This is a genomic window from Streptomyces poriticola (genome assembly GCF_036689765.1).
Lineage (GTDB): Bacteria > Actinomycetota > Actinomycetes > Streptomycetales > Streptomycetaceae > Streptomyces > Streptomyces poriticola.
Genome location: NZ_JBAGKH010000007.1, coordinates 49543 through 64077, shown reverse-complemented (window position 1 = coordinate 64077; position 14535 = coordinate 49543). Strand labels below are relative to the sequence as shown.

12 protein-coding genes are annotated in these 14535 nt (G+C 67.6%); all 12 read right to left on the bottom strand.

The genetic code is table 11. The features are described from left to right. Window positions 1-17: 17 nt before the first annotated feature. Window positions 18-1223: a cytochrome P450 gene (locus V5O46_RS13540; RefSeq protein ID WP_332884817.1), complete on the bottom strand. Its 1206-nt coding sequence runs from the start codon at window positions 1221-1223 to the stop codon at window positions 18-20. Between the two features lie 68 nt (window positions 1224-1291). Beyond that, window positions 1292-1924, bottom strand: a complete 633-nt coding sequence (ectA, locus tag V5O46_RS13535) for a diaminobutyrate acetyltransferase (protein WP_332884816.1) — start codon at window positions 1922-1924, stop codon at window positions 1292-1294. Further along, on the bottom strand, window positions 1921-3183 hold the full coding sequence (gene ectB, locus V5O46_RS13530) for a diaminobutyrate--2-oxoglutarate transaminase (protein WP_332884815.1): 1263 nt from the start codon (window positions 3181-3183) through the stop codon (window positions 1921-1923). Before ectB ends, ectA begins: the two co-directional genes overlap by 4 nt. Beyond that, window positions 3180-3443: an acyl carrier protein gene (locus V5O46_RS13525; protein WP_332884814.1), complete on the bottom strand. Its 264-nt coding sequence runs from the start codon at window positions 3441-3443 to the stop codon at window positions 3180-3182. The genes ectB and V5O46_RS13525 overlap by 4 nt, the downstream gene beginning before the upstream one ends. A gap of 65 nt (window positions 3444-3508) precedes the next feature. Beyond that, window positions 3509-5059, bottom strand: a complete 1551-nt coding sequence (locus V5O46_RS13520) for a class I adenylate-forming enzyme family protein (RefSeq protein WP_332884813.1) — start codon at window positions 5057-5059, stop codon at window positions 3509-3511. After that, window positions 5059-6060, bottom strand: coding sequence for a holo-ACP synthase (locus tag V5O46_RS13515; protein WP_332884812.1), 1002 nt, complete (start codon window positions 6058-6060; stop codon window positions 5059-5061). The genes V5O46_RS13520 and V5O46_RS13515 overlap by 1 nt, the downstream gene beginning before the upstream one ends. Continuing rightward, window positions 6057-7343 (bottom strand): type III PLP-dependent enzyme domain-containing protein, encoded by a 1287-nt coding sequence (locus V5O46_RS13510; RefSeq protein ID WP_332884811.1) that lies wholly within the window; start codon window positions 7341-7343, stop codon window positions 6057-6059. The genes V5O46_RS13515 and V5O46_RS13510 overlap by 4 nt, the downstream gene beginning before the upstream one ends. Window positions 7344-7533: 190 nt before the next feature. Then, entirely contained in the window at window positions 7534-7854 is a 321-nt protein-coding gene (locus V5O46_RS13505) for a hypothetical protein (RefSeq protein WP_332884810.1), read from the bottom strand. A 48-nt stretch (window positions 7855-7902) separates the two neighbouring features. After that, window positions 7903-8886 (bottom strand): helix-turn-helix transcriptional regulator, encoded by a 984-nt coding sequence (locus tag V5O46_RS13500; protein ID WP_332884809.1) that lies wholly within the window; start codon window positions 8884-8886, stop codon window positions 7903-7905. A gap of 358 nt (window positions 8887-9244) precedes the next feature. After that, on the bottom strand, window positions 9245-12268 hold the full coding sequence (locus V5O46_RS13495) for an AfsR/SARP family transcriptional regulator (protein WP_332884808.1): 3024 nt from the start codon (window positions 12266-12268) through the stop codon (window positions 9245-9247). 161 nt (window positions 12269-12429) lie between these two features. Next, window positions 12430-13434 carry an ATP-grasp domain-containing protein gene (locus V5O46_RS13490; protein ID WP_332884807.1) on the bottom strand — a complete coding sequence of 335 codons (1005 nt, stop codon included), beginning with the start codon at window positions 13432-13434 and terminating at the stop codon, window positions 12430-12432. Window positions 13435-13619: 185 nt separating this feature from the next. Beyond that, a complete protein-coding gene (locus tag V5O46_RS13485) occupies window positions 13620-14195 on the bottom strand; it encodes a CGNR zinc finger domain-containing protein (protein WP_332884806.1) in 576 nt (191 codons plus the stop codon). Between the last annotated feature and the right edge of the window lie 340 nt (window positions 14196-14535).

The window sequence follows — 14535 nt, the reverse complement described above, 5'->3', positions numbered from 1 at the left end:
TCCAAGCGTGAAAGAGGTCAGGAACGCGAGGTGAACGTGATCGGCAGCCTGTTCGCGCCGGTGTTTCCGGAGTCAGGCAGCCACTCGGCACCTTCTCCCACGCGCAGCTGGGTCATTCGTGTGGCCATCGCCGAGAGGGCCACACCTATGTCCGCCCTGGCGACGAAATGTCCCAGGCAGTGATGCAGACCACCACCGAACGCAAAATGGGGCGAACGATCGGCGTCGAGATCGATACGGTCCGGGTTGTCGAATTCGGCAGGATCGGTGGCAGAGGTCAGGGTGAACAGGTGGAGTGTCGTACCCTTCTCGATCGTGCGCTCCTTGTGCTGGAACGTCTCTGCGGCTTCGCGTGAGATCCAGCGGCCTATCGGATTGACGCGGAGCGCCTCTTCGACCGCCTTGGCGGAGTAGCGATCAGGGTCGGCGGCCAACTTCTCCCACTGGTCCGGCTGCCTCGAAAATGCTTCGACAGCCAGAGCCAGTTGATTTCGCGTCGTGTCTATCCCTGCGAATATGAGCAGGATGATGAGATTGATCAGTTCCTGATCCGACAGTCTGCCGGCATCCTCGTCCCTCGTCTCCACCAGAGTGCTCAGGATGTCGTCCCGAGGTGAGTTCCTCCTGCTCCGAACGAGGAACTCCGCGTACTGGGTGAGCTCAACGATGGCTTCGTCGATTTGTGCGATGTTTTCTTGGATGGTGATGCCGAGACCGAGCCCGATCGTTGATGCGAGCTCATGGATCTTCTTCCAGTCATGCTCATCGATGCCCAGTAGCATGCACAGGATCCTGGTTGCGTACGGGGCCGCGAAGCGACTGGCGAATTCGGTTTGCCCGTCGTCGATCCATTCGTCGACGAGACTGTCCGCCAGGGCTCGGAACCGAGAATGCAGTGGCTCTATCCGGCGCGGCGAGAACGCGGGATTGACCAGGCGACGGATCCTGTTGTGCTCGTCCCCCTCCAGCACGAGCAGAGTCTTCTGCCACCAACTGTCGAAGTGACCGCCGACCACTCCGTGTTGGGACGGCCACTTGGCGGACCCCTGTGTCAGCCGAGGGTTCTTCAGGAGGAAGCTGCTGTCCTCGTAGGAGAGGACGGCAATGCCCCAGTCGGTTCGTGCGTACCAGTGTGTCGCTCGCGCCTTCCGCACTTCTTCCGAGTCCATGCGGAAGTGCTCGGCACTGATGTCGAGGTGCAGAGTTGTGGGTTGCTGAGCCATGGCAGACGACTCCCAATCGTCGTTACTGTGCTGATCGGACCTGTGCCGAGGCAGTCAGGCGGACGGAATCAACCGACAGACAAGGGGCCTATGCGGTAGAGGACCTCGTCGTGGTGACTGCCGGCGAAGAGGCTGCTGGGGAACAGCACGCGAGTCTCGATATGCGCCGAGTGCTTCTTGGCGAACTGCTTCAGCACCATGATGATCGACTTGTTCTCGGCGGAGACTGTGGCCTCGACGTACCGGGCGCCGTTGGCCACCTGCTGGTCGGCCGCGGCCTGGAAGAGCTTCACCCCGAGGAAAGGGATGCCGTGGCGCGGATTGACGGCGGTCTGCCAGACGAAGTAGGTCTCGGGCTCGTCGGGGCGGCGGTAGCCGGTGAGGAAGCCGACGAGTTCGTCGTCCACGGTCGCGACCAGCGAACCGTCGGCGAAATCCCGGAACCACAGCGTGTAGTAGTAGCGGCTGTTGGAGTCCAGGCCGGGAGTGTTGTCGACCAGCTGCCACACGGCTGGGCCGTCCTCGGGCACCGGTGCCCGGAAGACCGCCTGCTTGTTGCCGACTGTGCTCCGGTCCGCGGGGGTGGTGGTGATCGTCATGTTCTGACCGCCTCGGTCTTTCGTCAGCAGTGGGTGGACACCGTTCTCGTCGTGGTCCTCGCCCCGTGTCACCGGCGAGATGGAGCCGCGGGGCACGGTCATGCCGCTTCGTGGACGGCGCGTTGAACGATGCGCAGTCCCTGGTCGAGTTCGGCGGCGGTGATGGTCAGCGGGGGCAGCAGCTTGACGACCTGGCCGTGAACCCCGGAAGTCTCGACGAGGAGACCGAGTTCGAAGGCTCGGCGTGCGGCGCGGACGGCGTGCTGCGGATCGGAGAGCTCCAGACCCCAGACCAGCCCGCGGCCGCGATAGGCGGATCCGCTGTGGTGCGCGGCGGTGTCGCGCAGTGCGGCCTCGATGGTCTGGGCATGCGCCAGCGTCTGCTGCTCCAGCTTGTCGTCGGCCCAGTAGGTGTTGAGAGTGGCGGCGGCAGTGACGAACGCGGGGTTGTTGCCGCGGAACGTGCCGTTGTGTTCGCCCGGCTCCCAGACGTCCAGTTCCGGCCGGAACAGGCACAGGGACATGGGGAGCCCGTACCCGCTGATGGACTTGGAGACGGTGACGATGTCCGGGGTGACGCCGGCCTCTTCGAAGGAGAAGAATGCTCCGGTTCGGCCGCAGCCCATCTGGATGTCGTCGACGATCAACAGCATGTCGTGCTCTCGGCAGAGCTGGGCAAGGGCACGCAGCCACTGCGGGCGAGCCACGTTGATGCCACCCTCACCCTGGACCGTCTCCACGATCACCGCGGCAGGCTGGTCCAGCCCGGAACCGTCGTCCCTCAGCAACCGCTCGAACCACAGGAAGTCGGGTGCGGTCCCGTTCATGAAGTGGTCGAAGGGGATGCGAGCCGTGTGCACGAGCGGGACGCCGGCGCCGGCCCGTTTGAAGGCGTTGCCGGTCACTGCCAAGGAGCCCAGCGACATGCCGTGGAAGGCGTTGGTGAAGGAGACGACCGTCTCGCGACCCTTGACCTTGCGCGCCAGCTTGAGGGCGGCTTCGACGGCGTTGGTGCCCGTCGGGCCCGGGAACATGACCTTGTAGGGCAGTTCCCGCGGGCGAAGGATCATGTTCTGGAAGAACTCCAGGAACGCGCGCTTGGCCGTGGTCGACATGTCCAGGCCGTGGGTGACGCCGTCGCGCTCCAGGTAGTCGAGCAGGGCGCGCTTCAGCACCGGGTTGTTGTGGCCGTAGTTGAGCGATCCGGCGCCTGCGAAGAAGTCCAGGTACTCGTGCCCGTCCTCGTCGTACATCCGGCTGCCCTGCGCCCGGTCGAACACGGTGGGCCAGCCGCGGCAGTAGCTGCGTACCTCCGACTCCAGGGTCGTGAAGACGCTCAGGTCGGGCTGGGTGAGCGTCATGCCGCCACCTGCCCGAGCTGCGCGGCCAGTACGAAGTCGGTGAAGGTGTCCACCGAGATGAAGTCGTCCGCGTCCAGGTCCTCCGGGTCGACGACCAGGCCGATGGAGTCCTCCAGGAACATCAGCATCTCGAGCATGGTGGTGGAGTCGAGGTGCAGGTCGTCGAAGAGCTTCACATCGCCGGTGAGGCCGGTGACGGGGTGCTCCAGGACGTCGGTGAGGGCGTTCTCGAGGGCGGTGAGCACGTTCTGGCGGTCCATGGTCATGTCCTTGCGTCCGATGGGAAGTTGCTGCGGAGTCGTTGTGGTCGGGTGCTTGGGGGGCGTCAGTGGGCGAGGCGGGCCTGCAGGGCCTCGGTGATGACCGACGTGGCCGGGGTCTGCTCGATCAGAGCGGTCAGCTTCCTGCGGTCGACCTTGCCGTTGCTGTTGGTGGGCAGGGCGTCGAGACGGACGCAGCGCCGCGGGATCTTGAAGGGCTCGATATGGTCGCGCATGCTCTCGCGCACCTCGTCCGCGGTGATGTCGGCGACCACCGCGAGGAGCGCGGTCCGCTTCCCCTCGGGCGGAAGTACTGCGGCGGAGGTCACCCCGTCGACGCGCGTCGCGGCGGCCTCGACCTCGGTGGCGCTGAGGCGGAATCCCCGCTCCTTGTACAGGTCGTCCCGGCGGCCGGAGAAGTAGAGGTAGCCTTCTTCGTCCTGCCAGCCGTAGTCGCCGGTACGCAGTTCGGGGAACAGTCCCTCCGCGCGAGGGAAGCGCTCGGCGGTCAGCTCGGGGCGCCGCCAGTAGCCGGCCATGACGTTCGGCCCGCGGACCACGAACTGGCCGATCTCGCCCGCCGGCAGGCGTTCACCGTCGTCGCCGACGACGAAGACCTCGGTGCCGGGCAGCGGCACGCCGCACGAGCCGGGACGGGTCAGGTCGCCGTCGGGCGGCATGATCGCGGTGCGCTTGCACTCGGTCAGGCCGTACATGACCTGGATCCGCAGCTGGGGCAGCGCGCCGCGCAGCGCGGACATGGTGCTCTCCGACAGGGCGGCGCCGGTGTTGGTGAGCAGTCGCAGCCTGCCGAGCTTGCCGGTGCCACGGCGCAGCAGCCAGGCCAGGCGGTCCGCGACCGAGGGCACGCCCGGCAGGACCGTGGCGCCGGCCGCCTCCAGGCTGCGCAGCAGCGGCGGGCCCGCCTCGGCGACCGTGCCCAGGTGGAGCCGTGCGCCGCTGAGCGCGGACAGGTACACCTGGTAGAGGCCGTAGTCGAAGGACAGCGGCAGCGGGCAGTAGACGACGTCGTCGCTGCGGTAGTTCAGACAGGCCTGGATGGCCGTCGTCGAGAACAGCACCTGCTGGTGGGTGCTGACCACGGCCTTGGGCAGGGCGGTGGTGCCGGAGGTGTAGATCAGGCTGACCGGGTCGACGGCGAGTGTGCCGGGATTCCCGGGCGGCGGGGCGGCGACGGTCCGCCGGTCGAGGGCGTGGCCCACCAGTTCCTCGATCCTCAGGAACGTCAGGCTGTGCCGCACCGCGGTGTGGGCCACCTCCGGGTCGTCGGACACCAGCAGTTCGGGCTCGCAGTCCTTCACTACGTGCTCGAGCGGGCCGCCGCGCACCTGCTCGTGCAGGACGCTGAAGACGACGCCGAGGCGAGATGCGGCGTACACGAGAAGTGCGATGCCGAGACCGTCCGATGCGGTCACGACCATACGGTCGCCGCGCTTGAGGCCCTCCACGTGGAGACGGCCCGCCATGCGCACACTGGCCTCGGCGAGTTCGCCGTAGGTGAGGGTGCTGCCCTGGGTGCTGAGCGCGACGGACTGCGGGCTGCGCTCGGCGGCCTGGTCGAGGAGTTCGTGCAGCAGCTGCGCTGTGCGGGCCATCAGATCTCCTCGGCGGTGCGGTTGGGGGCAGCCGCCTTGTCCGTCCTGCGGTAGGGGACGACGGTGGTGGCGGTGGCGGTGCACACGAGCTGGGGCGCGTCGAGGACCGCGGCGGCGCTCTCGGCCGCTCCCGGGCGGGCGCTGAGGACCTTGTGGGCCTGGAGCTCGACCACCCGGCGCAGCCTGGTCCGTCGTACCAGCCGCCCGCGTGCCTCGATGTAGTCGCCTGGCTTCACGGGTGCGGTGAAGTGGAGGTCGCTGTACTGGGACAGCAGTCCCTCGTCGCCGTCCGTGCGGATGGTGATCTCGGTGACCAGGTCGCCGAACAGTCGCAGGATGCGGGCGCCGTCCACCAGGTCACCTCCGTAATGGGCCTCCTCCTGGCCGATTCGTACGCGGAGGAAAGCGGTGGTCTCGGTGGTCTCGTTGGTCCCGGTGGCCTTGTTGGTCCCGCTGGCCTTGTTGGTCTCGTCGGTTCCCGGGGATCGTCCGTCACGGGCGCTCTGCCGGGCGGTGGTGGCGGTGGTGGCGGTGGTGGTGGTGGTGTTTTCCGGGGGCGACACGGCGTCAGGCTCCTTCGATTCTGTTCGTCCGTCGTCGGCTGCTGTGCCGGCGGCCGAGGGGAGGCCGAGGGCGACCGCGGCTACGACGTTCTGTTTGTGAGTGATGGACACCGAGACCGAGGACGGCGTCAGTTGGGCCGCCCGCCCGCGAAGGTGGACGACGGGGGCACCGCGCGAGGTGTGCTGCACGTATATCTCTCGCGGCGCCACTCCCTGGAGGAGGCCGGTCTCCAAGACCTTGAGGACGGCCTCCTTGGCGGCGAAGCGGCCCGCCAGGAACTCCAGGAGCCGATGGGCACCGAGGGTGTCGGCATGGGCCAGTTCCTCCGGGGCGAAGGCAAAGCGCAGAAACCAGGGGCGCTCGACCAGGCGTCGGAGTTCTGAGCAGTCGAGGACATCCACTCCGACCCGGGCGGCCCGGCTCGCTGCCGTGTTCATCCGGATGCTGTGCGGAAGTCGACGAGGTGCTGCTTGGCCAGCAGATCCTCAGTGGCGTCGCGTTCTCGGACCAGATGGGCCCGCCCGCCATGCACCATCACCTCGGCCGGGAAGCCGTGGCTGAGGAAGAGCCCGGGGGAGGCCGTGGGCCCGTAGGCCCCGGACCGCTCCACTGCCAGCAGATCTCCCGGCCGCACCTCCGGCAGCCGAACCCTCCTGGCGACCACGTCGTTGGGGGTGCACAGCGGTCCGGTCACGGTGTAGGGCCGCAGCGCGTCGGCCGCCCGGTTCCCCAGATGGCGGATCGGGAAGTTGCGCTTGACGAAGCTCCCGACACCGACGGCGGCCATGTGGTGGTTGGTGCCACCATCGGCCACCACGAAGCTCTCCCCCATGGAGTCCTTCACATAGCGGGCCCGGACGATGTACGTGCCCGCCGTAGCCGTCAGGAACCGGCCCAGCTCCATGATCATCCGGCAGTGGGGGTTGCGCGCGGAGAAGGAAGACAGGACTTCCGCCAGTCCGGTCTCCAACGCGGCGAGGTCCAGGTCCTCCTCGTTGTCGAAGTAGGCAACGCCGAGCCCGCCGCCGAAGTCCACGGTTTCCAGGGGAAAGCCGAGTCGTCCGGCCAGATCCTCCGCGGTGGCGAGGATCTGCCGGGTGTTGTGGACGACGTCCTCGTGGTTCAGAATCCGTGTCCCCATGTAGGCGTGCACCCCCTGCACTCGGATGCTGCGCAGGGCTGCGAGTCGGTGCTTGGAGTCACGCAGTTCGGCCTCGTCGATGCCGAACTGCCGGGGCTTGCCTCCCATGGCCAGTCCTGACCCCTTGCTGCCGAAGGCGGGGTTCACTCGCAGGAGCACCGGGAACGCGTCACGGCCGGCCGTTGCCAGCAGCGAGTCCAGCAGGTCGAGTTCGTCCAGCGACTCGCAGACAACTGCGCGAATTCCGGCCTCTACACAAGCGGCGAGTTCCTGTTCGTCCTTGCCGGGACCGAGGAAGATGATGTCCCGGGGCGCGACCCCGGCTCGTAGGGCGGTGACCAGCTCGGCATAGGAGGAGACCTCGGCCCCGCTGCCCAACGAGTTCAACAGTGCACAGACACTGATGTTGGGGTTGGCTTTGAGTGAGTAGAAAACATCGACATTCGCGGGGAGCGCGCCGCGCAGCTTGCGGTACGTGGCTTCCAGGATGTCCGCGTCGTAGATGAACAGCGGGGTGCCGAATTCCTCGGCGAGCGCTGACACCGCATTTCCCTGGATGTGAGCCTTCGAGGTATTCATGAAATCACTGCCATCCGCCGTCGTCGAGCCAGAGGTGCAGAACTCGCTTCAGTGCGAGTGAGTCGTCCGGGGTGGATATCTGGTCTCTCATCACTCACCTCTCTCGCTGGTTCGTCAGCCAGCTGTCTCGATTCTGTGAGCTTCAGCGAGGCGAAGGAAGAGATTTCGGGTGGACTGAATCGGACCTGACCTATTGAGGCCCGTAGCCGGATTCGATGTCCGACCGGTTCGGATCGTAGGGAACGAGAGGCACTTCAGCGCGTCGCAGGCGCCATTCGGCCAGCACGGGGCACGCGGCGGCAGCGCGTTCCCAGAGCCACCGCGCGGTCGTCTCGGCCTCGTTCAGGGAGGCGACGCGGAGGAAGAGCCCGGCGACGGGGTGAGGCCGTGCCCGCGGGTGCACGCTGACGTGTTCGAGAACGTCCGGTGCGGTGGCTTCGAGTACCTGCCTGATCTCCGTCGGCAGGGAGGCATCGCCCGGGGGAACAAGAGTGAGATGGACGAGGTACATGAGGTAACTGTCCCTCGGCCGCCCGTCGACCAGCGACCGTACGGACCATCAAGGCCGGAAGAGTCCTCGCGCGGCCGCGTGCACGCCGGCCTGGAAACGGCTTCGCGCGCCGAGGTGGCCCATGAGTTTCGTTGCAAGGCGGCGTGCCGTGCGAGCCGACACACCCAACCGCGCCGCGACGGACTCGTCGGTGTGCCCAAGGGACAACAGCCGCAGGGCTTCCATCTGCTGAGGGCTCAGCCCCTGTTCACCGGCGGGTGGGGCGGTCGCACTCATCGGCTGGGCGGACTGCCAGACGCTCTCGAACAGGGCGTACAGCGACGAGACCACTCCTGCCGTCCGCAGGACCACCGCTCCGGAGGCGGTGTCGTCGGGATCGGTGGCCACGACGGCTATCCTCCGGTCACAGATGATCAAGCGGTTCGGTAACGAGGGGACCGTACGAATTCGCCCGCCGAGCGCGGCCAGCCGATCCGCGTGCGCCACCGTGACAGGGTCGTTGCGGGCACTGTCCAGATACACCGTGCGCATCTGCACACCGTGCTCCAGCAGGTCCTCGGCGAGCGGCCGCGAGCTGCGCACATTGGCCGCCGTCTGGGCTCCGCCGGGAGCGAATGTCAGCAGCTCGTTCTCAACGCCGTCGTACAGGGTCGCCAGGTGATCCCGGACGGAGTCGACCCCCTTCAGGAAGAGCAACTCGTCTCTGAATGCTTCCTGAGTGAATTCCGATTTGATCTGTACGACGGCTGCCTGAGCCTCCTGCACGCGCTGCTGCTGCGCGGCGAGTTCGGCTCGTTGCCTGGCCAGCAGAATATCTACGGCGAGATGCGGGTCGACCGCGTGCAGATTCCGGGGGTCTTCGGAGGAATGCTGTACCAGAGCCAGTTCGCTGAGAGTGTCGAGTGCCTTCAGTACCGCCTGCTCGGTGAGGCGTAGGCGGCACCTCAGATCGGCCACACCGTCCTGCGGATGCGCGAGCATCTCGCGGTAGACCACCTCGGCCGTGGCGTCCATTCCCAGGACGTCGAACATGCGAAACACCTCTCAAACAGTCCGGCGGGCGGGCGGAAACCGGCGGGGGCACGCGCCGCTGGCTCATCCGTTACCGTGGTTGTCCTCCGACTCGGCGGACGCGCTCGTCAAGGGTGTGGAGGTGACGGCACTCAGGTGGACGGTCTCGGGCACGGCGGTGCCGGCAGAACTCGTGATTCCCCCGGCGAGAGCTCCGAGAGCAAGGGCAGCGGCGGCGATCGGAGTGGCGCGCATGAGTGAACTCCCTTGAAAGACGGATCTGTTCGACGCCGCTGATGCTGCCGATCCGTCTTCCTGGCTCGTTCCCCTCCTGACACCCGCCCGTTCCCCGCGCCGTGAGCCGCCCGGCGCACCCGGCTCACCGTGCCTTTTCCGGCACCTTCATGAGAGAGAAGAGGTTGTCCGCCGCTGCGCGGTGCTCCCGGGCCAGCTGCGCGTCCCCTTGAGCCTCCGCCGTACGGGCGAGGCCCCACAGCGCGCACGCCTCGTCATAGCGCAGCTCCATACGGCAGGCGATCTCATGAGCCAGAAGCTGGTGCTCCTTCGCCGTGTCCAGGTCACTCCGTGCGTACCTAACGCGCCCGACCGAGAGGTGCACGGCGGCCCGGTGGATGTCGCCGGTACTGCTGGTGGCTTTGGCGAGTGCGTGGTCGGAGCTGTCCGCCGCCGCCTCCAGCTCGCCCATGCGCACCAGTACGTCGGCCCTGCGGGCGAGGACGAGCGGCAACTCCGCGAGCATGTTCATGCGGCGGCACCGCTCCAGTGCCGCGTCGGTCCGAGCGAGCGCCTCCTCGAAGCGGCCCAGGCCCTCGATCGCCTGGGAGAGATAGCTCAGCGCGGACACGGAGAGCTGAACCTCCTTGATCGAGTCGAAGATGGCCACCGCCCGCTCCGCCGACTCCACCGCCTCTTCGAACCGCCCGAGCCGCACCTGAATCAGGCTCAGCATGCTGAGCGAAGAACCGTCGAGCCGGGTGAAACCGAGCTCCTGGGCACGTTTGCTGGCCTCCTGGCTCAGCAGCAGTGCGCGCTCCAGCTCCCCCATGCTGTTGTACGCCTGCCCGAGGCGGGCCCGGCACTCCGTCTCGCTGTGCTCGTCCTCCATCTGCCGGGACAGGTCGACGGCTTCCTCGAGGCGGGCGACCGCGACGCTCAGCTGCCCCAGCCGCCACTTGCCCATGGCCAGGTTCATCAGGTTCAGCCGGGCCAGCGACCGGTCGCCGAGCCGAGCGGACGCCTGGACACCCTTCTCCAGCGCTACGTTGGCACTGGCGTCGTAGCCGCGAATGCTGGAGTGGAAGCCCAACTCGCGTGGCAGTCGCGCGGCATGCCACAGCAGCCCTTCGTCGTAAGCGGCGTCCACCGCCGCCAGCAGACTCTCGCGGTGCTGGTCGAGCCACTGGAGCGCCCTGTCCTTGTGGCCGAAATCGCTGCGGGGCGTGCCTTCCTCGTCGGTTCTTCCGACGCGGCGCCGCCCGGGAAACAGTGTGTCGCATGCGAGTTCCGCGGTGCGCAGGTAGTGGTCGAGCAGTCGCTCCGTCGCCTGCCCGTCCTCCGGTGCCCGCTCACCCTGCGCGACCCGCTGGACGAAGCTGCGCACCAGGTCGTGCAGGGCGTACACCCCTGGCTCCCTGGCCTCGAGGAGACGGATGTCGACCAGTTCTTCCAGTACGTCCTCGGCCGTCAGGGCGTCGGTGTCCAGGAGCGCGGCGGCTTCGTCGGCGTCCAGATAGCGTCCCGGGTGGTGGCCCAGAAGCCGGAAGGCGGTTCGCTGCTCGAGCGGCATGGACTGGTACGACAGCAGCAGTGCACTCGCGACTCCCCTCCCTTCGCTGGAGAGTTCGTCCAGACGCCGGTTGTGGTCCCGCAGCCGCTCGACGAGTCGCTGGACGGTCCAGCGCGGACGGTTCGCCAGACGCGCTGCCGCGATCCTGACCGCCAGCGGGAGCCCGCCGCACAGCCGCAGGAGCTCACGGGCTGCGTCCGGCTCCCTCTCGACGCGTTCGGCACCGAGGGTGTTACGCAGGATCTGGTGGCTGTCCAGCTCCGGAAGGGCGCCCACGGAGAGCCACTCGGCGCCGTCCAGCCCCGTCAGTCGCGGGCGGCTGGTGATCAGGACCAGGCTGTCGCAGAAGGCGGGGATCAACTCCCGCACCTGCTCGGACGAGGCGGCGTTGTCCAGTACGACGAGCATCTGGCGGCCCCGCATGTAGGACTGCCACCGCGCGGCCCGTCCCGCCGGTACCGTCGGGATCTCCTCGCTGGGAATGCCGGCGGCCGCGAGCAGATCGCCCTGTGCCTGAAACGGGCTGAGCGGCGTCTGGCCCGGCGTGAAGCCGTGCAGGTCGATGAAGAGATTGCCGTGCGGGTACTGCTCGGCCAGTTGGTGCGCTGCCCGGACGGCGAGGGTCGTCTTGCCGCCGCCGCCCATGCCGTCGAGGGCCAGGACCGTCGGCGAGCCCTCCTGGGAGCGGCGGGCCGTCCGGCAGATCCACTGCAGCTCGGAGCTGCGGCCGGAGAAGTCGGGCACGTCGAACGGCAGTGCGTGCGGAGCCTTGGTCTCCTGGTGCGCGGCGGCAGGGGCCGCGGCGCGCTCCGGGCGGGAGATCGACGGGTCCTGGCGCAGGATACGTTCGTGGAGTCCGGTCAGCTCTGCGCCGGGGTCGATGCCCAGCTCGTCGGCGAGTTGCTCTCGAGCTCGGTTGAACTCGTCCAGGGCGGCGGCCTGTTGCCCGGAACGGTAGAGGGCGAGCATGAGCCGGCTGCGCAGCGTCTCGCGCAGGGGGTGCTCGTCGACCAGGGCACGCAGCTCGCCCGTGATCCCGGCGGCCTCGCCCGTGTCCAGGAGCAGACCGTAGAGCTGCTCTGCGGCGGTGAGCCGCTGCTCCTCCAGCGCGGTCGAAGCGGCGTCGACCACACGGCCGCCGGACCCGGAAAGCACCGGCCCCCGCCACAGCGCCAGCAATTCCCGGAACCGCGCGACCGCCTGCTCCTGCTCTCTCGCGTCCAGTGACGTCCTCGCCTGACCCAACAGCTGCTGGAAGCGGAGTAGATCGAGTTCTTCGGTGTCGACGACCGCCCGGTACCCTGACCCGTCGGTGACGATGAGGTGGTGGCCGTGCGGAATGCGGCTGCGCAGCTTGGCAACGGTCTTGCGCACCTGGTGCTCGGCGCTGTCCGGCGGTTCTTCCTGCCAAGCGGCCTCGATCAGGCGGGAGATGGGCACGACGCGCCCGGCTTCCAGGAGCAGCATCACGAGGACGCGTTGCTGCAGCGCACCGTTGAGGGGCAGGAGTTCGCCTTCGACGCTGACTTCCAGAGACCCCAGTACTGCGAACTTCGGTCGGCTACCCGCGTAGCCCTGAATGTTCTCTGTCGTCACGGCCCGCACCCTGCCTTCTCCCGTCAGCGGTGGGAATCAGACCGAAAAATTAGATCACCCTTGCGGAGCATGCGCCAGGGACGATCGGGCCGTCCCCTCCCTGTGGCTTTCGCGTGCCCCGGGAGGGGGGCATGGCCGCCCGGCGCGCTTCAGTGCACTGCCTACCGGAGTTGGGCGACCAGGTCACCTCGGGCCTTGGCGATCCGCTCGCGGGTGAGCTCCGGGGTGTCCCCCTCCACGACCACATAGGCGCGCCGTGCGCGGGGATCGCCGACAGGAGCGACCAAGTCGCCGACGGCGTAAGGGAATCGGGCGCCGCGCACCCACGGGGTCACGGCGATGTCCTCCATGCCGGTGAGCGTCTCCAACTGCCCTTCGGGCAGCAGGAAGAAGCCGATCTCCGCGTACTGGTACGCGTCCGGCACGATCGGGTGGTGGCCCAGGAGGCCGGAGAGGACCGCCGCCTCCAGGTCGAATCCGCGCGCGATCTCGCAGAGCAGGGGGATGCCGTCGGCACCCAGGTACGGGCGACAGGACACGATCCGCGGCCCCTGGGGCAGCAGCGCCACCATCGTGTGGGCGGGGCCGGAACGGTACCCGCTCGCCGTCAGCCGTTCCTGAACCGCCGCCTCGATGGTGCGGCGTTCGAAACAGGTCAACGGCGCCGGATGGAGGTAGCCCGTTACGTGGAAGTGCGGTGGTCCCGTGGTGCGTTGAGCCGTCATTCCCACCACGTTGTGGTTCCCGTTCACGGTCAGGGTCTCGACGCCTACTCTGGGAGCCGATGCGGGTTCCTGTCCGTCCCCTTCGAGGAACCGGAGGCGTTCGTACACCGCCGGCGGGTTCGCGGACAGACCCAACTGCCATGCCTCCCGGACCACCGACCGGGCGGGGTCGCCGTGTCCGCCGTGCAGCACGGCGTCGATGCCATGGCGTCGCGCAGTCCTCGCGATGGTCTCGCGCAGCCCGGCCTCGTCGGAGAAATCGGTGAGCAGCAGCTCTTCGGAGACCTCTTCGACACGAGGCGCGAAGTCGGCCTCCAGCTGCGACGGATCCCATATCGACCAGATGCGGAACCCCAACTCGGAGCCCTTTCGCACAAGTCGGTGGCTAGGCATCACCAGGAGCAGCTTGAGCTGCGAATTTCTCGGGAAGTGATCACGCATAAACGCCACCATATGGTACGGCCTTCCTGTCCTGTTCCCATTCTCTTCCTCGATACGAGTCGGCAGGACCCGGTGAGCGAGATACGCAGGGGTAACGGGGAAGGAGGCGGCGTAATGCGCACTTGCGGATGAGCTTTTCGATGATGCGCAGGGGGTTGAGGTTTCCCCCGTACAAGTGATGGTGGTCAGGGGGCAGGGCTTGAGCTCTTGCGCTTGTTGGCGAGGAAGCGCTCCTTCTTCTCGCGGTTCCCGCACGTGTTCATCTCGCACCATCTGCGTGTGCGGCCTCGGCTGGTGTCGAAGAACGCGGCCCGGCATGTGGGCGATGCGCACAAGGCGATCTTCCCGGATCGCTCTCCCGCGATGATGCTGATCGCATCGGCGGCGACCACGCTGAGAGCGTCTTCCACGGAACCAGAACTCAGCCGCCACCCCCAGCTGCCCTCGGGCGTCAGGACCGGCGAGGCCTGGCCGTGGGTACTGCAGTCATTGATCACCTGGATGGCCGGGGCGGGAAGGGGGGCCTGCTTCGCGACGGCGGTGGCAGCCGCGTGAATCGACTCCCGCAGTTCTCGAGCGTGGTTGAGCTGGGACTCGGTGCAGGAGTCGACCGCGAGCCCGTATACGGCCAACCAGTCCACGAGTCGGGATGGCACGGGAATGCGCTCCACCGGCTCGCCGCAACGCTCCGTCAGAGTCGCCGTGAAGCTGGTCGCCAGCACCTTGCCAAGGCGAAACTCGGGTATGTATACGACGGACATGGAACCACCTTAGCTGGTTTCGTTGCTCAGGGCAAGCGCGATGGAACCGGCATGGGGTGTTCTGTGGGCCGGGGATGCGGTGCCGGCGCGGGTGCACCGGCACCGGCGAGTCGAGACTTCGAGCGTCTCTCCGCCACGGGCCTCAATAGGCCAGGACCGCTTCAGTCCACCCGCCCTCTCTTCCTTCGCGGTGTGACAGCTCGCAGCATCGAGACAGCTGGAGAACGAACCGGCGAGAGGGGCCGGCGATGCAGGACCCGGGTCGTCCAGCTCTCGCATCGCCGACGCGCCTCGAGAACCAGGCCCGGGCATGGGTGAACCCAGCTGCCACTACCCGCGA